Here is a 17,615-nt window from a genome sequence, read left to right on the forward strand (position 1 = left end):
CGGTGCTCGCGCAGGAGCCCCTCACACCGCCCCCGCCTCGCTCGCCAGCGCCAGCAGCGCGTCCAGGTCGATATGTCGCTCCAGGGTCGCCGCGATCGAGTCGAGTGCGGCGTCGATGTCGGCACGATGGTCGACTCCGCCGCCCGCGACGCCGAGCGGGGCGAGCCAGGCGCGGCGCTGCTCGGCGAGCGCGAACAGCCCGTGGACATAGGTGCCTGCCACGAGCCCATTGGCGGACGCGGCGCCATCCTCACGTCCGTCGTCGAACCGCACCGGCGCGCGCGCGGTGTCGGCGCCTGCGGTGAGACCAAGGTGCATTTCATAGCCCTCGAAGCGAGCGCCGCGCGCCGCACCCGCGACCGCGACCAGCCGCTTGTCGCCACTCAGCACCGTGGTGACGTCGAGCAGAGCGAGCCCCTCGACCGTCTCCGCGGGTCCCTCGACGCCGCCGGGGTCGGCCACGCTGCGGCCGAGCATCTGATAGCCGCCGCACAGCCCGAGTACCGGTCGGCCACGGCGGACATGCGCGCGCACGTCGATGTCCCAGCCCTCGCGCCGGAGCGCGCGCAGGTCGGCGATCGTCGCCTTCGAGCCGGCCAGCACGATCAGCGCCGCCTCGGCGGGGATCGGCGTACGGGGCGGCACCATCACCAGCTCGACTTCAGGCTCGAGCCGCAACGGGTCGAGATCGTCGAAATTGGCGATGTGGGGCGTGATCGGGCACGCCACCACGATCCGCCCGCCTGCCGCGGCAGGCGCACGCTGAAGCACCACTGCGTCCTCGCTCGGCAGCCGCCGCGCCTCGGCGAGCCAAGGCACGACGCCGTAGCCGCGCCAGCCGCTGCGCTGCTCGATCGCGCGATAGCCGTCCTCGAACAGGGCGGGATCGCCGCGAAACTTGTTGACGAGAAAACCGCGCACCATCGCGGCGTCGGCGGGATCGATCACCGCGCGGGTACCGACCAGCGCGGCGATCACGCCGCCGCGGTCGATGTCGCCGACGAGCACAACGGGCACGTCGGCGGCGCGCGCGAAACCCATGTTGGCGATGTCGCCCGCGCGCAGGTTGATCTCCGCGGGCGAGCCGGCGCCCTCCACCATCACGAGGTCGGAGCCACGCGCGAGCCGGCGGTAGCTCGCCAGCACGTCGTCGAGCAGTCCCTCGCGGCCCTGCCGCCACTCGCTCGCGCGCAGCACCCCGCGGACGCGCCCGCCCACGATCAGCTGCGAGGTGCGGTCGCCCTGCGGCTTGAGCAGCACCGGGTTCATGTCGCTGTGCGGCGCCAAGCGCGCGGCGAGCGCCTGCGTCGCCTGCGCGCGCCCGATCTCGCCGCCGTCGACGGTGACCGCGGCGTTGGTCGACATGTTCTGCGGCTTGAACGGACGTACCGACAGGCCGCGGTTAGCGAAGGCGCGGCACAGTCCCGCGACGAGCACCGACTTGCCGACGTCGGACCCGGTGCCCTGCAGCATCAGCGCGCCCATGCGACGGCCCCCGCCAGGCACCACAGCAGCAGGCAGCCGCGGCGGTAGACGACCAGCGCGCGCCGAAGGTCGCGCGCATCGAGATCGGCACGACCGTCTCCGATCCACGGCTTGTCCGCGACGGCGCCGTCGTACGCCACCGGGCCAGCGAGCCGCACGCCGAGCACGCCCGCCATCGCCGCCTCGGTCCAGCCGGCGTTGGGCGAGGCGTGGCGGCGCGAATCGCGCCACAGCACGCGCCAGCCTCCCGCGCCGGCGACGCACAGCAGCGCGCCGCCCCACCGCGCGGGCAGCCAGTTGGCGAGATCGTCCGTGCGCGCCGCCGCCCAGCCGAAGGCGCGCCAGCGCGGCTCGCGATGGCCGATCAGGCTGTCCGCGGTGTTGATCGCCTTATAGCCCCATAGGCCGGCGGGTCCGAGCAGCAGCAGCCAGAACAGCGGCGCGGCGACGGCGTCGCAGAAGCTCTCGGCCAAGCTCTCCACCGCGGCGCGCGCCACGCCGGCGCGGTCGAGCGCGGCGGTGTCGCGCCCGACGATGCGACCGACCGCCGCGCGAGCGGCGGCGAGATCGCCTCTTTCGAGCGCGGCGGCGACGGGGCGGACGTGATCGTCGAGGCTGCGCTGCGCGAGCCCGGGCCAGGCGAGCAGCGCCACGGCGAGCCATGCCGGCGCGCCGAACGTCGCGCGCAGGCCGCGCTCGGCCAGCCAGGCGGTGCCGGCGGCGAGGGCAACTCCGGCGACAAGGGTGACCGCGCCGAGCAGGCGACGCCGTCGCCGTTGCGCGGAGGTGAGATGGTCGGGCTCCTCGGTGGGGTAATACGACTTCGCTTCGGTTCGGCGGTCGACGACTGGCGTGACTTGATCGCGTCCCTCCCTCCCCGCGTTGCACCGGCGCAGGCCGGGGCCGAGTTGGGTGAACGTCCGCGGCTCATACGGAATCGCAGTTACCTCGATCGAGGTGGCATACGACATGCTCTTGCCTGCTGCCGTCGCCGGTGGAGTGGCGGCGCTCCGCGCATCCTTGTCGAGCGATAAACTCGCGGACGGGTGGATCCCGGACCAAGTCCGGGATGACGGAGGAGGGAGCGGCGATGGCTGTGCCCCCCTCTTTTCCTCGACGATAGGAGGATCCACCACCGCGTTCCAACGCCGCTCTCCCGCCGCGATCACGCGCGCGATCGCGCCCACCGGATGCCCCATGCGCGCGTAGAGCCATGCCGGCCAGCCCAGCGCCGCGTCGAGCGCGAGCGCCACCAAGGCGACGGGCTCAGCGATCGTCGAGCGCCGCACCGAGTCGGGCGAGCGCCCCGGCGTCGCCGGGAAGGCCGATACGCAGCCGCTCGGGCGCCTCGTTGAACGGTCGCACCAGCACGCCCGCGCGGGCGAGCCGCTCGAACAGCAGTGGCGCGTCATCGCGCTCCACCAAGCGGAACAAGGGGCAGGCGCCGATCGGCGCGAGATCGTGCACGGCCAGCACGCCATCCAGCTCCGCCACCGCCGCGGCCAGCCGCTCCCGCGTCGCAGCGATCCACGCGATGTCGCGATAGGCCGCGATGCCGATGCGCAACGCCGCGGTGGACACCGGCCAGCTCCCGAGCCGCGTCGCCAGCTCGCCGACCAGCGCCGCCCCGCCCGCGGCGAAGCCGAGCCGCACGCCGGCCAGCCCGAAGAACTTGCCGAAGGAGCGGAACACCAGCACGCGGTCGTCGCGCGCGAGCAGCGGCAGCACGCTGGCGCCGGGCACCGCGTCGGCGAAGGCCTCGTCGACCACCAGCACCCCGCCCCGCTCGGCGAGCGCCTGCGCCAATTCGTGCAGACGCGCCGCAGGCCAGCAGCGACCGTCGGGATTGTTGGGATTGGCGAGCAGCAACGTGCCGCCGCCGGGGACGACTGCCTCGACCGCGGTGGCATCGATCGTGATCGCGCCGGGAAGCGCCGCTTCATGCGTACGGTAGCTCGGCGCGACGACGTGCCAGGGCCGCGGCAGCGCCAGACCGGCAAGCGCGCGCAAACCGATCTCGCTGCCGGGCAAAGCCGTGATCGCCGTGTCCGACGCGCCGAACGCGTTGGCGGCGGCATGGTGGAGCGCGTCGAGCTCGGCCGGGGACGGCAACGCGCGCAGCGCGGCCAGCGGCACATCCACGCCGTCCCAGGCGAAGGGGTTGATCCCGGTGGAGAGATCGAGCCATGGCGCGGGCGCGTCGGGGTAGAGACGCGCGGCGGCGTCGGCGCGACCGCCGTGATAGGTCAGCGCGGCCGCGGGTGCGGGAGGAGGATCGGTCAGCAGCATCGGCGGCCTCGTCTTTCACCAGCCGCGCGAGCGAACACAAGGCGGGAGTGACGATGACCGAGCCACGCGTGACACTGGTGCTGGGCGGCGCACGCTCGGGCAAGAGCCGCCACGCCCAGGCGCTCGCCGAGGCGACCGGCGGCGCGCTCGTGTTCGTCGCGACGGCGCAGGCACTCGACGACGAGATGCGCGCGCGCGTGGCGCAGCATCGCGCCGAGCGCGACTCGCGCTGGCGCACGGTGGAGGCGCCGCTCGCGCTGGCCGAGACGATCGTCGCCGAGGGGCGACCGGGGTCGGTGCTGCTGGTCGACTGCCTGACCCTCTGGGCCTCGAACCTGCTGCTCGGCGAGGAAGATGCCGCGATGGCACTGGAGGCGCTCGACGCGGCGCTGCGCGACACCGCGGCGCGAGTCGTGCTGGTGGCGAACGAGGTCGGGCTCGGCATCGTCCCCGACAACGCGCTGGCGCGACGCTTCCGCGACCTGGCGGGGACGATCAACCAGCGCGTCGCCGCGCGCGCGGACCGCGTGGTGTTCGTCGCCGCCGGGCTGCCGCTGGTGCTCAGGTAACCGGGGGAAGGATCGCCTCCTCCCTCCACCTCCGCCGATGCTCGCCCCTATGTCATGCCGCGCCCGAGCTCGGCATGACGGCAGGCGGGCGCTACCTCCGCGCCACGCGCCCGTGCTCCTGCGCACGCAGGAGCGCAGAGCCGCACGCCTCGAACTTCATGACCCTGTGCTCCCGCTTTAGAAGGAGCACCCGGCCGATCAATAACCGGCGTAGTCCGAGAAGCGCGTGATCGTCGGGTCGAACTTGAGCACCACCTTTCCGGTGGCGCCGTGGCGCTGCTTGGCGACGATCAGCTCGGCGAGGCCATAGACTCGTTCCATGTCAGCCGCCCAGCGCGCGTGATCCTCGAAGACGTTGGCGGAATCGCCCTCCATCGGCCGCTTGGGCTCGCGCTGCGCGGTGTAATAATCCTCGCGATAGACGAACCACACCATGTCGGCGTCCTGCTCGATCGAGCCCGATTCGCGCAGGTCGGACAGCATCGGGCGCTTGTCCTCGCGCTGCTCCACCGCGCGGCTCAGCTGCGAGAGCGCCAGCACCGGCACGTTCATGTCCTTGGCCAGCGTCTTGAGCCCGCGGCTGATCTCGGAAATTTCCTGCACGCGGTTGCCGTCGCCCTTGCCCGAGCCCGAGAGCAGCTGGAGATAGTCCACCACCACCAGCCCGATCTCGTTGTTATGACGGCGCTGAAGCCGGCGCACGCGGGTGTGGAGCGCGCCGATTGAGAGGCCGCCGGTGTCATCGATGAAGAAGGGCAGATTCTCCAGCTCGGCCGCGGCGGCGGCGAGCTGCTCGAACTCGGTCTTGCTGATCTTGCCCATGCGCAGCGCCTCGGAGCTGATCCGCGACTGCTCCGCGAGGATACGCGTGGCGAGCTGGTCCGCGCTCATCTCGAGGCTGAAGAAGGCCACCTTGGCGCCGACCGACTTGGACGGGGGGATGCCGTCGCGCATGTCGCGCATCCAGCGCTGCGCCGCGTTGAACGCGATGTTGGTGGCGAGCGAGGTCTTGCCCATGCCGGGGCGGCCGGCGAGGATCATGAGGTCGGAATGGTGCATGCCGCCGATCTTGGCGTTGACCGAGTCGAGCCCGGTCGTGACGCCCGACAGGTTGCCGCCCCAGTTGAGCGCGCGCTCCGCCATCTTCACCGCCGCGGTGCTCGCCTGGGCGAAGCTCTTCACCGCATTCTCGGTACCGCCGTCAGCGGCGACGCGAAACAGCTCCTCCTCCGCGGCCTCGATCTGGGCGCGCGGGTTGACCTCCTCGCTGGTGTCCATCGCGCGGTCGACCATCGTGTGGCCGACCGAGACCAGCGCGCGCAACAGCGCGAGATCGTAGATCTGCTGCGCGAACTGACGCGCGCCGATCAGCCCGGCGCCCGAGCCGGTCAGCCCGGCGAGATAGCCGACGCCGCCGAGCTCCTTGATCCCCTCGTCCGCCTCGAACATCGGGCGCAGCGTCACCGGGGTGGCCAGCATGTCGGTGGCGCGCAGCGACTTGATCGCGGCGAAGATGCGGCCGTGGACCGGTTCGTAGAAATGTTGCGGCTCGAGCCGGTCGACGATGTCGTCGGCCAGGCGGTTGTCGATCATCATCGCGCCCAGCATCGCCGCCTCGGCCTCGACGTTGCGCGGCAGGTGGACGGGCTCGGGCGATGCCGGCGGTGCGAATGCTAAGGTGGCCATCCGCCGGCCTATACGCGCCCGACGCGGCGAGCGGAACGGCACGGGCGGTGGAACCTGTGGATGACTCGATTGTGACGGCGCCGCATCGCCTCTATCGAGCGGGCGCATGGCCGATCCGCGGATCATCGACATCGAGCTGGACGAACGCACCATCTTGTGGCGCTCGGCCGACATCGAGCAGGAGCGCCGGATCGCGATCTTCGACCTGATCGAGGACAATCACTTCGCGCCGCAGCGGGTGCAGCCCGACGGCTATGCCGGCCCCTATAAGGTTCGGCTCTCGGTCGAGGAGGGTCGGCTGGCACTGGCGATCCGCCGCGCTGACGACACGCCGCTGGAGACCTTGGTGCTCGGGCTCGCGCGCTTCCGCCGACCGATCAAAGATTATTTCGCCATCTGCGGCAGTTACTATCAGGCAATCCGCCAATCGACGCCGCAGCAGATCGAGACGGTGGACATGGCGCGGCGCGCGATCCACAATGAGGCGGCCGATCTGCTGCGCGAGCGGCTCGACGGCAAGGTGACGATCGACTTCGACACCGCGCGACGTCTCTTCACGCTGATCTGCGTCCTTCATATCAAGGCATAAGTTTTATCATGTGGGGTTTGGGAAGGATCTTCTTGATTCTGGGTGCGATCGCGCTCGCGGGTGTGGCCGCGTGGCAGATCGCGCTGCACTGGCGCCCGGGGGTCGAGCGCTATCCGGTGCAGGGCGTCGACGTGTCCGAGGCGACCGGCGACATCGTCTGGCCGCTCCTCAAGGGCGAGGGCGTCGACTTCGGCTATGCCGTGGCGACGAGCGGCGCCACCGCGCGCGACCGCGCCTTCCAGACGAACTGGGACGAGATGGCGCGCGTCGGGCTGCGACGCGGCGCCATCCACGTCTTCTCCTTCTGCCAGCCGCCGCGCGCGCAGGCCGATTCGTTCAACACCGTGGTGCCGCGCGATCCCGCCGCGCTGCCGGTGGCGATTTCCTTCCGCTACGCCGAGGATTGCGCCGAACGCCCCGAGCGCGCCGCGCTGGTGGCGGGCGTGGCCGACATGATCGCGCGGATCGAGACACATACGGGCAAGCCGGTGCTGCTCAAGGTGGCGCGCGACGTCGAGCGCGACTATCGGCTGACCGAGGCGTTCGACCGGCCGCTCTGGGCGGTCGGCAACTTCCTCCGCCCCGGCTATGGCGCGCGGGTGTGGCGGATGTGGCGCGCGACCGACCTGCGCCGCGTCGACGGCGTCGACGGGCCGGTCAACTGGGACGTGGTGGAGCTGGGATGAGCGAGCGGGATCAGGATCAGGCGCGGCAGCTGATCGCGGCGGCGCGCGCGGCGGCGGTGCACGCGCACGCGCCGTACTCGCGCTTCGCGGTCGGCGCCGCGGTGCTGCTCGACGACGGCAGCGTGGTCACGGGCGCCAATGTCGAGAACGCCAGCTACGGCCTGTCGCTCTGCGCCGAGACGGTGGCGATCGCGACCGTCTCCGCCTCGGGCCGGCTGCGCCGCGTGATGGCGGTCGGCGTCATCGGTGGGGCGATGGACGCGTCCGGCCGCGCGACCGGTGACGCGCCGGTGCGGCCGTGCGGTCGCTGCCGGCAGGTGCTCAACGAGGCGGCGCAGCTGAGCGGGCGCGACCTCGCGGTCCACTGCGCCGGCGCCGAGGGGGAGGAGGTGGCGAGCTACCGCCTGTCCGAGCTGCTGCCCGACGCCTTCGGGCCGAGCGATTTGGGCGTGCGCTGAGGGCTTGGCGCGACCGGTGCCGATACTACCGCCCTTATCCTGAACTTGTTTCAGGATTCACGATCCCTCAGGTGCCTCCGCGTCTGAGTGCGCGGCACGGTGAATCCTGACACGAGCTCAGGATGACACCGGAGTAAGTGACGAATGGGCGCCCATCTCACGGCACCGCCACCGCCGCCATCGGCATCATGTTGTGGTCGAGGTGCGCCATGATCCACAGCGTGCCCCCCACCGTCAGCACCACGATCATCACGCCGAAGGCGAGCGCCAGCGTGTTGTTGGTGTTCTCCGGCCCGCTGGTGATGTGGAGGAAGAAGACGAGGTGCACCCCCATCTGCGCCACCGCCAGCACCGCGAGCAGGATCGGGATCGCAGGCGCCCAGACCGCGCCCGAGCCGACCAGCGCGAACGACGCCACCGTCAGCAGCAGCGCCAGTCCGAGCCCGGCGAGATAGGTAGAGAGCCGCGCTGCGCCCTCCTTGTGGCCGCCGGGGGCGTGATCGAGCTGGCGATCACCCTTCTGCTCGCTCATCCCATCACTCCGTACAGATAGACCACGGTGAACAGCGCGACCCAGATGATGTCGAGCGCGTGCCAGTAGAGGCCGAAGCACAGCAGCCGACGCTCCACCGCGTCGGTGAAGCCCAGGGTCGCCACCTGCCCTATCATCACCGTCAGCCACACCAGCCCGGCGGCGACGTGCAGCCCGTGCGCACCGACGAGCGTGAACAGCGCCGACAGGAAGGCGCTGCGGGTCGGCGCGGCGCCCTCGAGGACCAGTTGGGTCAGCTCGTACAGCTCGATCGCGAGAAAGCTGAGCCCGAGCAAGGCCGTGAGCGCGCCCCACAGGTAGGTCGCGCCGGCGCGCTGGCGCACCGCCATGATCGACATCACGCCGCAGGTGAAGCTGGAGAAGAGCAGGCACAGGGTCTCGACGAAGACCAGCCGCAGCTCGAACAGCTCGCTCCCTTCCGGGCCGCCGGCGGTGTTGGGCGCGAGCACCGCATAGGCCGCGAACAACCCCGAGAACATGATGATGTCGCTGAGGAGGAATATCCAGAATCCGAACGCCACCGTCACCTGCTTGGGTGCGGGGCCGCCCTCGCCGTGGCCGGGCGGGTCACTCCTCGCGCCCTCACTGCCCTCGTGCCGCGGGTCGGCGATCTCGCCGCTCATGCCGCCGGCTCCAGCGCACGGAGCTCGTCGACGCCGATCTCCTGCTCGCCGCGCTGGTGCCACACGATCCACAAGGTCGTCGCGAAGCCGGCGAGCAGGCCCAGCACCACCAGCCACCAGATATGCCACACCAGCGCGAAGCCGGTGAGATAGGTGAAGAAGGCGCCCACGAAGCCGTAGGCGCTGTTGCGCGGCATCTCGATCGGCTCGAGCGGGTCGGGCGTCTCCTCCGCCTCGCCGCGCTTCATCAGCGCGAGCGCGTCACGCCCCCCGACCTGCGGCAATCGCGCGAAGTTCCACGGCGGCGGCGGCGAGCGCGTCGCCCATTCAAGCGTGCGTCCGTCCCACGGATCGCCGCTCTCGTCGGCGAGCGAGCGGCGCTCGCGCACTGAGACGTAGAGCTGCACCGCCAGGCTCGCGATCCCGCCCAAGATCAGCAGCGCGCCGAGCCAGGCGGCAATCAGCCAGGGCTGCCACGCCGGATTGTCGTAATGCTGGAGCCGCCGCGTCATGCCCATCAGCCCGAGCGCGTACAGCGGCATGAAGGCGAGGTAGAAGCCGCTCACCCACAGCACCACCGCGGCCTTGCCCCAGCCGTCATGCAGGCGGAAGCCGAACGCCTTGGGAAACCAATAGGTGTAGCCAGCGAAAGCGGCGAACAGCACGCCGCCGATGATCACGTTATGGAAATGCGCCACCAGGAAGACCGAATTGTGGAGCACGAAATCGGCCGGCGGCACCGCCAGCAGCACGCCGGTCATGCCGCCGACGACGAAGGTGGGGATGAACGCCACCGCCCACAGCATCGGCACCTCGAAGCGCAGCCGTCCGCCGTACATCGTGAACAGCCAGTTGAAGACCTTCACGCCCGTGGGCACGGCGATGATCATCGTCATCACGCCGAACACGCCGTTGACGTCCGCCCCCGCCCCCATGGTGAAGAAATGGTGCAGCCATACCATGAAGGAGAGGACGCAGATCGCCAGCGTGGCGAGCACCATCGAGCGATAGCCGAACAAGGGCTTGCCGCTGAAGGTGGCGATGATCTCGCTGAAGATCCCGAACGCCGGCAGCACCAGGATATAGACCTCGGGATGACCCCAGGCCCAGATCAGATTGACGAACAGCATCTGGTTGCCGCCCGCCTCGTTGGTGAAGAAGTGAAAGCCGAGATAGCGGTCCAGCGTCAGCATGATCAGCGTCGCGGTCAGGATCGGGAAGGCCGCCACGATCAGCAGGTTGCTCGCGAGCGCGGTCCAGCAGAAGATCGGCATGCGGGTGTAGCGCATGCCCGGTGCGCGCATCTTCAGGATCGTCGTGACCAGGTTGATCCCGCCGAGCAGCGTCCCCGCGCCCGAGATCTGCAACGCCCAGAGGTAATAATCGACGCCGACCCCGGGCGAGAAGGCGCGCTCGCTGAGCGGCGGATAGACCAGCCAGCCGGTCCGCGCAAACTCGCCGACGACGAGGCTGGTGTTGATCAGCAGCACGCCCGTGGCGGTGAGCCAGAAGCTCACCGAGTTGAGCGTCGGGAAGGCGACGTCGCGCACGCCGAGCTGGAGCGGCACCGCGAAGTTCATCAGCCCGATCATGAACGGCATCGCCACGAAGAAGATCATGATCGTACCGTGCGCGCTGAAGATCTGGTCATAGTGATCCGGCGGCAGGAAGCCCTTGCCGGCACCTACCGCCATGGCCTGATGCGAGCGCATCATCAGCGCGTCGGCGAAGCCGCGGATCAGCATCACGAGCGCGAGCAGGCAATACATCACGCCGATGCGCTTGTGGTCGACCGAGGTGATCCACTCGCGCCAGAGATAGGGCAGCCAGCCCTTGAGCAGGATCGTCGCGCCGGTGCCGAGCAACACCACGAACAGCACGCCGGCGGTGACCATCACGATCGGTTCGTGCAGCGGGATCGAGTCCCAGCTCAGCCGTCCGAGCAGCGTCACTTACCGGCCTCGGCGTCGGCTTCGCCCTGGTTGCTGGCGTCGCGCGGGCGCTCCGCCGCGGGCGCGCGTTGTACCACGACCGCGTCGAACAGCCGCGGCGGCGCGGTGCCGAACATCAGCGGCTGAGCCACGGTTCCACGCCGCGCGAGCTGGCGGTAGCGCGCCTCATCGAGCGGCGGCGCCGCGCGAGCCTGCGCCACCCAGGCGGTGAACTGCGCCGCTGGCAGCGCGTCGACGGTGAAGGTCATGTCGGAGAAGCCCTTGCCGCTGTAATGCGCGGCGATGCCGGGATAACGCCCGGGCCGGTCGGCGGCGAGGCGGAGCTGCGCCTCCATCCCCGCCATGGCGTAGATCTGGCTGCCGAGCTGCGGCACGAAGAAGCTGTTCATCACCGTCGCCGAGGTGAGCCGGAAATGGATCGGCGTGCCCGCCGGCACGACGAGGCGGTTGACCGTGGCGACGCGCTGCTCGGGGTAGAGGAACAGCCACTTCCAATCGAGCGCGACCACCTGCACCTCGAGCGGCGCGACCTTTGCCGGGATCGGCCGGCGGGGGTCGAGCAGATGCGCCCCGACCCAGCCGGTACCGCCGAGGAACAGCACGATCATCGCCGGCACCGACCAGATCAGCAGCTCGAGCTTGCCCGAATAATCCCAGTCGGGTCGATAGCGCGCGCGGCGGTTGCCGGCGCGGAACCACCAGGCGAACGCGACCGTCGCCAGCATCACCGGCACCACGATGAGCAGCATCGCCCCGAGCGAGTCGAACAGGATCTGCTTCTCGGCGCGCGCTACGGGTCCCTGCGGATCGAGCACGCCGGCGCTGCATCCGGCGAGCGCGAGCGGCGCCGCCGCGAACCAGCGCCGCGGAGCGCTCACGCCGCCGCCACCCCGTCGACGCTGACGCGCGCCGCATCGATCAGCACGCCGCGGATGCGCACGCGCTTGGCGATATGGTCGACCGGAACGCGCTGAAGCTCGAGCACGAAGGTGCCGCCGCGATCGCGCTGGAGGATGAAGGCGCCGCCCTCGCGCACCAACGTGCCGGTCTCGTCGACGGGGGTGCCCGGCATCGCCATGGCCGCGCCCATGCGCCCTCGCCGAAGCCGACGCAAGCGCCGCGAAGCGGCGCCAGATCAGCGGCTCCGACGCGAGCGGTGGTGGGCCCGGCAGGACTCGAACCCGCAACCTAGCCGTTATGAGCGGCCAGCTCTAACCGTTGAGCTACAGGCCCGCCCGCGTCGGTGGCGCCACGTAGCGGCACGCCGGGGCGGCTGGCAAGCCGGCTCAGTTCCCGCCCTGGGCGTGGTCGCGCGGCGCGTCGCCGTCATCGTCTCCGGGCGCGGCCGTCGGCACCGCGCTCGGCAGCGCCAGCCGCAGCCGCTCTGGCAGGAAATCGAGCCGCCCGCCCAGCTCGATCGCGAGGTTGCGCGCCAGCCGCAGCGCGAAGCCGGTACCGAGCAGCGGCGCCCCGACGTCGTCGCTCACCGCCTCATCGTCGAGCGCGAGCAGCGCCGCCTCATCGCGCCCGGCCAGCGCCGCGGGCAGCGCGATCGCCAGCGTCACCGACTCGCCGGCGGCCTCGACCGCGATGCCGAGCAGCTCGCCGCGTGCCGCCGCGGCCAGCAGCGTGGCGAGCAGCCGCTGTACCAGCCGCTCGGCGGCGTGCGCGTCGGCGGCCCAGCGCGCCGCGCCGGGTTCGGGCAGCGCCAGCGCACCGCCACGCAAAGCGGCGAGCGGCGTCAGGTCCTGTGCGACGCGTGCCAGCAGCGGCGCGAGCGCGACCACGTCGTCGCGCAGGTCGAGTGCGTTGCCCTCGAGTCGCGCGGCGAGGTCGAGGTCGTCGATCGCGCCGATCAGGCCGGCGACATGGCGCCGGATCGCCGCCGCGCGGTCGCGGTAGCGCGGTAGCACCGGACCGAGCAGTTCCTGCTCGATCAGCTCGGAGAAGCCGGCGATCGCGTTGGTCGGCGTCCGCAGCTCATGCACGAGCCGGCGCAATCCCTCGGCGCCGACGCCTTCGACGACCGATCGGGCCGCGGCGGCACTCTCCTCGGCGCGCGGCCGGCGCGCGCGGCCGCGGAAGCCGACGAAGCTGCCGCTGGCGAGATCGAACATCGGCACGCCGGAGATGCGCCAGTCGCCGCCAACCGCCGACTCGCCGGGTACGCGCAGCCGCGCGTCGGCGAAGGTGGCGCGCTTGCGGAACGCTCCAGCGGCGACACCGTCGACGCTATGGTGCGATGCCGCCGGTGTGGTGTCGTGGCTGAGCGAGAGGCCGATCAACGCGCCGCGCGGCCCGGTGTCGACCCAGCGGATCATTCCGGCGGCGTCCGTCTCGAAGCGGAACGAGCGGACCGGCGCGGGCGGCTCCTCGCCCAACCCGAGCGCGGCGCCGCGCTGGCGCTGATACGCCTCGATGCGATGGACCAGGTCGGCCACCTCGAAGCGCTCCCCCGGACTGCCCGCCGCGGGCGCCATTGCTTCGGTCGCGGGCGCCACCGCGGGCTCGGGCAGCGCATAGTCGGTCGACCCGAACGCCTCGAGCGCACGGCTCACCGACGGCGCGAGATCGCTGCGCCGACGCAGGACGCTGCGGCCGTGCGGACCGAGCTGTGGCAGGAGGAGATCCCATTCCTCGGGCGCGAGCCGGGCGGCGCGGAGCATGGTCGCGGCGATCTCGGGCGTGTCCTCGGCGAAGAAGGCAACCAGCGCGGCCGGCGGGTCGGCCAGCGCCAGCCCGCGTGCCGCGGCAGCGCGCACCTCGATCGGAACGGTCGCGCGCAGGTCGCGCAACCTGGCCACCAGCGCGGGCTCGGCAGCGGCGCGACCGCGCCCGATGAGGTCGACCAGCTGGCGGAACGCCGCGCGCGCGCCGAACGCCGTCGAGACGTCGGCGGCGAGAACGGTCTTCAGACTGTCGTCGAACCGCACCGGTGGGTAGCCCTCTGCTGCTGATGATCGGCGCGCCATCGGCTCGCCTGCTCCGTACATAGGGCGCGCCCGAAACGGCCGCTAACGCTCATTGCGGCGCAAAAAGCTGCCATGTCGCAGCTTGGCACAATTGCGCTGCCACGCAATTTTATTGTAGCGGGGCGTTCCGAAGCTATCGCGAAACTGCGTGATCAGCAGCTAAGAGGCGTCATGACCCTGGACCGTATCGACCGGCTAATCCTCGCGCTGCTGCAGGAGGACGGGCGCATGACCAACGTCGATCTCGCCGAGCGCGTAGGGCTCACTGCACCGCCGTGCCTCCGGCGCGTTCGCGCGCTGGAGCAGGCCGGCGTGATCCGCGGCTATCACGCCGAGTGCGACCCATCGCAGCTCGGCTTCCCTATCACCGTCTTCGCGATGGTGAGCCTGCGCAGCCAGGCCGAGCAGGATCTCGCCGCCTTCGAGAACCATGTCGCGGCGATCCCGGAGGTACGGGAGTGCCACATGCTCAACGGCGAGATCGATTTCATCCTCAAGATCGTCGCCGCCGATCTGGAGAGCTTCCAGCGCATCCTGACGACCAAGCTCACGTCGGCCCCCAACGTGGCGAGCGTGAAGTCGTCGCTGACGATCCGCAGCTCCAAGTCGCAGGTCGGTGTACCGATCGCCTAGATCCTCCCCGGTACGGGGAGGTGACAGCGCGAAGCGCTGACGGAGGGAGCTCTCCGCGGGCGCTTTCCTGTATGGCGTCCCCATCAGGCGTGACGCGCTCTCGGAGAGCCCCCTCCATCACCGGCCTGCGGCCGGCGGTCCCCCTCCCCGCAGACGGGGAGGATCGGCCGCGCCCATCCGAGGCGCGGCCGTCACCTCATGCCTGCGGCGGGTGATCGAGGAACTCGATCCACCAGGCGGCGATGTCGGCGCGCGGGCTGCCCTGCACCGCCTGGAAGGCGGTCTTGGCGCCCGCGGTGTCGCCCGAGTTGGCGAGCGCGATGCCGAGACGCGTGTTGACCGTGTTGGCGTCCACCCCGCCCTTCTGCAGCGCGGTGCGGTACAGCGCGACCGACTTGGCCCACTCACCCGTGCCCAGATAAGCGTCGGCGGTGCTGGCGGCGAGCTTGCCGTCCGCCGCCTTCTGCGCGCGCGCCTCGACCGCGGCCATGGAGCCTTCGTTCGAGATCGATTTGTTCGACGCCGCGAGCAGGCTGTTGGCGTTGGCGCTGTCGGCCGGGATCTTGCCCGCGGCCTTGCCCTCGGTCAGCACCGCCTTCGACTCCCACGGCAGGCCTTGGTCGAAGGTCCACTGCGCGTAGATCTCGTAATCATACTGGTCGGCCAGCGCCTTGCCGGTGCGCAGCAGGCGGAACAGGTCGACCTTCTGGTTCTTGTCGAGCGTCGCCACCGCCTGGGTCTGAATGCCCCAGAAGGTCAGCATGTCGCGCCAGTTCTTCTTGGTCGGATAGGCCGCCAGGTAGCGGCGCATCCACGCCACCGTCTCGGCGTTGTTCTTCGCCTGGTTGTTCTTGGCGATGGCGTATTTGTAGATGTCCTCGCTCGGCTTGGTGCCGGCGGCGACCTGCTGGTCGACCATCTTGGCGAGCGCGGCCGAGCCGCCCGCGACGTCGCCCGAGTCCATCTTCAGCTTGACCAGCTGGAGCGGCAGGTTCGGGTCGTTGTAGCCGAGCTGCTGCGCCTGCTCGAAGAAGCGCGAGGCGCCGGCCGGGTCCTTGGCGTTGGCGGCGATCACGCCGCGCTGATAGGCGTAGCGCGCCTTGTCGGCCTGCGGGGTGCGCGGGCTGGCGATCAGCGCGTCGAGCGGCGCGGTCAGCCCGGCCGAGCCGCCGCCGCTGTCCATCTTGATCGCCTCGAGGTTCAGCCGTAGCGCCGCCGCGATATACTTCTCATCGTCGGTCTTGGCGGCGGCCTCGACCTGCGCCACGAGCGGCGTGGCGGTGTTGACGTCCTTGGCGGCGAGCGCGGTTTGCGCCTGCGCCGCGGGGCCGCGGACCTCGTTGCTGAGCTTCAGCTGCGAGCCCTGGTCCTTCTTCTCATCTTTCTTCTGCGCGAGCGCGGGCTGCGCGAGCGCGACCGTGGCACCCCCGGCGAGCAGCGCGGCCATGACGGCGTTCGAAAGCATCTTCATCGACAGGTCTCTCCGAAAGAAATCGCGCCAGAACGCGCGCCGAAAAAATCTCAGGCCAAACGCTCGGGTGACGCTCTAGTGCCGGTCACGCGGCGGTTCAAGGAAGCGTCGGTGACATTGCGTGTCGCCGCTGAACCGCGATTGAACGCACCTCGGACGGAGCGTAGGGCGACGCGATGATCGCCGTGCTGTCCCCAGCCAAGACGCTGGACCTAGAGACCCCGCCGCCCTTCCCCGCCACCCCCGCGCGCTTCGCCGCCGAAGCCGCGACGTTGGCCCACGCCGCCTCGCACCTCACGCAGAAGAAGCTGGGCGAGCTGATGAAGATCTCGCCCGCTCTGGCCAAGCTCAACGCCGATCGCTTCCGCGACTTCGACGCCGCCGAGGAGCGCCCCGCGCTCTTCACCTTCGCGGGCGACGTCTACGCCGGGTTCGAGGCCAAGACGCTCGACGAGGCGGCGGTACGGTTCGCGCAGGACCATGTCCGCCTGCTGTCGGGGCTGTACGGCATCCTGCGCCCGCTCGACGGCATCCGGCCCTATCGCCTCGAGATGGGCACGCGCTGGGCGCCGCGGAAGAAGAAGCTGACCGACTGGTGGGACGATCGCGTCGCCAAGGCGCTCGCCGATGATCTCGCGGCGGAGGGGTCGGGCGTGGTGCTCAACCTCGCCAGCCAGGAATATTGGGAGGTGGTCGCCGATCGGCTGCCCGCCGACGTGCGCGTGCTCGCGGTCGACTTCCGCGAGGCAGACGGCCGCTTCGTCAGCTTTCACGCCAAGAAGGCGCGCGGGATGATGGCGCGCTTCCTTGTCGAGCATCACGTCACCGAGCTTGAAGGGATGAGAGCCTTCGACACTGCCGGCTACCGCTACGCGGCCGACCAGAGCGACGACGCGCGCTGGACCTTCGAGCGCGCGGCATGACCCGCGCGGTGGTGATCGGGGCTGGTGGCGGCATCGGTGCCGCGCTTGCTGAGGCGCTGGAGGAGGAAGGCGGTGAGGTGCTGCGGCTTACTCGCGTCGACCTCGACGTAACCGACGAGGCGACCATCGCCGCTGCCGCGGCGCGTGCCGGCACGCCCGAGCTGGTGGTGGTCGCCACGGGGCTGCTCCACGACGCCGAGCACGGTCCGGAGAAAGCGCTGCGCGACCTGGATCCGGTCTGGCTGGCGCGGCAATATGCGGTCAACGCGATCGGGCCCGCGCTGGTAGCCAAGCATTTCCTGCCGATCATGCCGCGCACCGGCCGGTCGGTGTTCGCGGCGTTGTCGGCGCGCGTCGGCAGCATCTCGGACAACCGGCTCGGCGGCTGGTACGGCTATCGTGCGAGCAAGGCGGCGCTCAACCAGCTGATCCGCACGCTCGCGATCGAGGACAAGCGCCGCAACGATCGCGGGCTGGTGGTGGCGCTGCACCCGGGTACGGTCGACACGCGGCTGTCCCAGCCGTTCCAGCAGCGCGGGCGCGACCTGTTCCAGCCCGGCCGCGCCGCGGTTCAGCTGCTCGACGTGCTCGACGGGCTGCGCCCGACCGACAGCGGCAAGATCTTCGCCTGGGACGGTGTCGAGATCGCGCCGTAGGAGGGAAGGCGCATCCCTCTTTCCACCGACCACCCCTGCCCTCTCCCCACCGACCACCCCGGCGGACGCC

18 protein-coding genes, 1 tRNA gene and 1 pseudogene are annotated in these 17,615 nt (G+C 70.7%); 7 read left to right on the plus strand and 13 right to left on the minus strand.

The window, feature by feature from the left end:
* Window positions 1-21: 21 nt before the first annotated feature.
* The 4 genes and pseudogenes from FHY02_RS05120 to FHY02_RS05130 all read right to left on the minus strand — a co-directional run bounded on the left by FHY02_RS05120 (window position 22) and on the right by FHY02_RS05130 (window position 3,774).
* A complete protein-coding gene (locus FHY02_RS05120) occupies window positions 22-1,485 on the minus strand; it encodes a cobyric acid synthase (RefSeq protein ID WP_183920774.1) in 1,464 nt (487 codons plus the stop codon).
* Window positions 1,473-2,456: a CobD/CbiB family cobalamin biosynthesis protein gene (locus tag FHY02_RS05125; protein WP_183920775.1), complete on the minus strand. Its 984-nt coding sequence runs from the start codon at window positions 2,454-2,456 to the stop codon at window positions 1,473-1,475. The genes FHY02_RS05120 and FHY02_RS05125 overlap by 13 nt, the downstream gene beginning before the upstream one ends.
* Window positions 2,457-2,624: 168 nt before the next feature.
* Window positions 2,625-2,759: pseudogene (locus FHY02_RS22860) on the minus strand (cobalamin biosynthesis protein CobD); the annotation flags it as partial.
* Entirely contained in the window at window positions 2,752-3,774 is a 1,023-nt protein-coding gene (locus FHY02_RS05130; RefSeq protein WP_183920776.1) for a threonine-phosphate decarboxylase, read from the minus strand. The gene FHY02_RS05130 and the pseudogene FHY02_RS22860, both read right to left, overlap by 8 nt.
* Window positions 3,775-3,827: 53 nt before the next feature.
* Between FHY02_RS05130 and cobU the strand changes: the two genes are divergently transcribed.
* On the plus strand, window positions 3,828-4,343 hold the full coding sequence (cobU, locus tag FHY02_RS05135; protein WP_183920777.1) for a bifunctional adenosylcobinamide kinase/adenosylcobinamide-phosphate guanylyltransferase: 516 nt from the start codon (window positions 3,828-3,830) through the stop codon (window positions 4,341-4,343).
* Between the two features lie 198 nt (window positions 4,344-4,541).
* Here the strand turns inward: cobU and FHY02_RS05140 are convergent, their stop codons facing one another.
* Entirely contained in the window at window positions 4,542-6,029 is a 1,488-nt protein-coding gene (locus FHY02_RS05140; RefSeq protein ID WP_183920778.1) for a replicative DNA helicase, read from the minus strand.
* A gap of 106 nt (window positions 6,030-6,135) precedes the next feature.
* Here FHY02_RS05140 and FHY02_RS05145 point away from each other — a divergent pair, with 106 nt between their 5' ends.
* The 3 genes from FHY02_RS05145 to FHY02_RS05155 are packed head-to-tail and all read left to right on the plus strand — an operon-like array spanning window position 6,136 to window position 7,762.
* On the plus strand, window positions 6,136-6,618 hold the full coding sequence (locus FHY02_RS05145) for a UPF0262 family protein (RefSeq protein ID WP_183920779.1): 483 nt from the start codon (window positions 6,136-6,138) through the stop codon (window positions 6,616-6,618).
* 32 nt (window positions 6,619-6,650) lie between these two features.
* Window positions 6,651-7,304 carry a glycoside hydrolase family 25 protein gene (locus tag FHY02_RS05150; RefSeq protein ID WP_183920780.1) on the plus strand — a complete coding sequence of 218 codons (654 nt, stop codon included), beginning with the start codon at window positions 6,651-6,653 and terminating at the stop codon, window positions 7,302-7,304.
* Complete coding sequence (locus tag FHY02_RS05155) at window positions 7,301-7,762, plus strand: cytidine deaminase (RefSeq protein ID WP_183920781.1); 462 nt, start codon at window positions 7,301-7,303, stop codon at window positions 7,760-7,762. Before FHY02_RS05150 ends, FHY02_RS05155 begins: the two co-directional genes overlap by 4 nt.
* 157 nt (window positions 7,763-7,919) lie before the next feature.
* On the opposite strand, the gene cyoD is transcribed toward FHY02_RS05155, so the two are convergent.
* The 7 genes from cyoD to FHY02_RS05190 form a co-directional block, all read right to left on the minus strand.
* Window positions 7,920-8,294, minus strand: a complete 375-nt coding sequence (gene cyoD / locus FHY02_RS05160) for a cytochrome o ubiquinol oxidase subunit IV (RefSeq protein ID WP_183920782.1) — start codon at window positions 8,292-8,294, stop codon at window positions 7,920-7,922.
* Complete coding sequence (locus tag FHY02_RS05165) at window positions 8,291-8,938, minus strand: cytochrome (ubi)quinol oxidase subunit III (protein WP_183920783.1); 648 nt, start codon at window positions 8,936-8,938, stop codon at window positions 8,291-8,293. The genes cyoD and FHY02_RS05165 overlap by 4 nt, the downstream gene beginning before the upstream one ends.
* Complete coding sequence (locus tag FHY02_RS05170) at window positions 8,935-10,833, minus strand: cbb3-type cytochrome c oxidase subunit I (protein ID WP_409322344.1); 1,899 nt, start codon at window positions 10,831-10,833, stop codon at window positions 8,935-8,937. Before FHY02_RS05170 ends, FHY02_RS05165 begins: the two co-directional genes overlap by 4 nt.
* A 53-nt stretch (window positions 10,834-10,886) precedes the next feature.
* Window positions 10,887-11,768 (minus strand): ubiquinol oxidase subunit II, encoded by an 882-nt coding sequence (gene cyoA, locus FHY02_RS05175; protein ID WP_183920784.1) that lies wholly within the window; start codon window positions 11,766-11,768, stop codon window positions 10,887-10,889.
* Entirely contained in the window at window positions 11,765-11,980 is a 216-nt protein-coding gene (locus tag FHY02_RS05180; protein ID WP_260158751.1) for a DUF5818 domain-containing protein, read from the minus strand. Before FHY02_RS05180 ends, cyoA begins: the two co-directional genes overlap by 4 nt.
* Window positions 11,981-12,047: 67 nt before the next feature.
* A tRNA-Ile gene (locus FHY02_RS05185) sits at window positions 12,048-12,123 on the minus strand.
* Window positions 12,124-12,176: 53 nt separating this feature from the next.
* Entirely contained in the window at window positions 12,177-13,862 is a 1,686-nt protein-coding gene (locus tag FHY02_RS05190; protein ID WP_183920785.1) for a HAMP domain-containing histidine kinase, read from the minus strand.
* Between the two features lie 171 nt (window positions 13,863-14,033).
* Between FHY02_RS05190 and FHY02_RS05195 the strand changes: the two genes are divergently transcribed.
* Window positions 14,034-14,495 carry an Lrp/AsnC family transcriptional regulator gene (locus tag FHY02_RS05195; RefSeq protein ID WP_183920786.1) on the plus strand — a complete coding sequence of 154 codons (462 nt, stop codon included), beginning with the start codon at window positions 14,034-14,036 and terminating at the stop codon, window positions 14,493-14,495.
* Between the two features lie 196 nt (window positions 14,496-14,691).
* On the opposite strand, the gene FHY02_RS05200 is transcribed toward FHY02_RS05195, so the two are convergent.
* Entirely contained in the window at window positions 14,692-15,966 is a 1,275-nt protein-coding gene (locus FHY02_RS05200) for a hypothetical protein (protein WP_183920787.1), read from the minus strand.
* 176 nt (window positions 15,967-16,142) lie between these two features.
* On the opposite strand from FHY02_RS05200, the gene yaaA reads away from it, so the two are divergent.
* Both yaaA and FHY02_RS05210 read left to right on the plus strand, forming a co-directional pair.
* Window positions 16,143-16,889: a peroxide stress protein YaaA gene (gene yaaA, locus FHY02_RS05205; RefSeq protein WP_183920788.1), complete on the plus strand. Its 747-nt coding sequence runs from the start codon at window positions 16,143-16,145 to the stop codon at window positions 16,887-16,889.
* On the plus strand, window positions 16,886-17,545 hold the full coding sequence (locus tag FHY02_RS05210; RefSeq protein WP_183920789.1) for an SDR family oxidoreductase: 660 nt from the start codon (window positions 16,886-16,888) through the stop codon (window positions 17,543-17,545). Before yaaA ends, FHY02_RS05210 begins: the two co-directional genes overlap by 4 nt.
* The last annotated feature ends 70 nt before the right edge of the window (window positions 17,546-17,615 follow it).

This window comes from Sphingomonas sp. BK069 (assembly GCF_014193405.1).
Lineage (GTDB): Bacteria > Pseudomonadota > Alphaproteobacteria > Sphingomonadales > Sphingomonadaceae > Sphingomonas.

Coding starts and splice junctions, on each gene's coding strand:
- FHY02_RS05210 (WP_183920789.1), top strand. CDS start 16,886: ATGACCCGCGCGGTGGTGATCGGGGCTGGTGGCGGCATCGGTGCCGCG.
- FHY02_RS05130 (WP_183920776.1), bottom strand. CDS start 3,774: ATGCTGCTGACCGATCCTCCTCCCGCACCCGCGGCCGCGCTGACCTAT.
- cobU (WP_183920777.1), top strand. CDS start 3,828: ATGACCGAGCCACGCGTGACACTGGTGCTGGGCGGCGCACGCTCGGGC.
- yaaA (WP_183920788.1), top strand. CDS start 16,143: ATGATCGCCGTGCTGTCCCCAGCCAAGACGCTGGACCTAGAGACCCCG.
- FHY02_RS05180 (WP_260158751.1), bottom strand. CDS start 11,980: ATGGGCGCGGCCATGGCGATGCCGGGCACCCCCGTCGACGAGACCGGC.
- FHY02_RS05125 (WP_183920775.1), bottom strand. CDS start 2,456: ATGTCGTATGCCACCTCGATCGAGGTAACTGCGATTCCGTATGAGCCG.
- FHY02_RS05195 (WP_183920786.1), top strand. CDS start 14,034: ATGACCCTGGACCGTATCGACCGGCTAATCCTCGCGCTGCTGCAGGAG.
- cyoD (WP_183920782.1), bottom strand. CDS start 8,294: ATGAGCGAGCAGAAGGGTGATCGCCAGCTCGATCACGCCCCCGGCGGC.
- FHY02_RS05155 (WP_183920781.1), top strand. CDS start 7,301: ATGAGCGAGCGGGATCAGGATCAGGCGCGGCAGCTGATCGCGGCGGCG.
- FHY02_RS05165 (WP_183920783.1), bottom strand. CDS start 8,938: ATGAGCGGCGAGATCGCCGACCCGCGGCACGAGGGCAGTGAGGGCGCG.
- FHY02_RS05190 (WP_183920785.1), bottom strand. CDS start 13,862: ATGGCGCGCCGATCATCAGCAGCAGAGGGCTACCCACCGGTGCGGTTC.
- FHY02_RS05170 (WP_409322344.1), bottom strand. CDS start 10,833: ATGGTCACCGCCGGCGTGCTGTTCGTGGTGTTGCTCGGCACCGGCGCG.
- FHY02_RS05120 (WP_183920774.1), bottom strand. CDS start 1,485: ATGGGCGCGCTGATGCTGCAGGGCACCGGGTCCGACGTCGGCAAGTCG.
- FHY02_RS05200 (WP_183920787.1), bottom strand. CDS start 15,966: ATGAAGATGCTTTCGAACGCCGTCATGGCCGCGCTGCTCGCCGGGGGT.
- FHY02_RS05145 (WP_183920779.1), top strand. CDS start 6,136: ATGGCCGATCCGCGGATCATCGACATCGAGCTGGACGAACGCACCATC.
- FHY02_RS05140 (WP_183920778.1), bottom strand. CDS start 6,029: ATGGCCACCTTAGCATTCGCACCGCCGGCATCGCCCGAGCCCGTCCAC.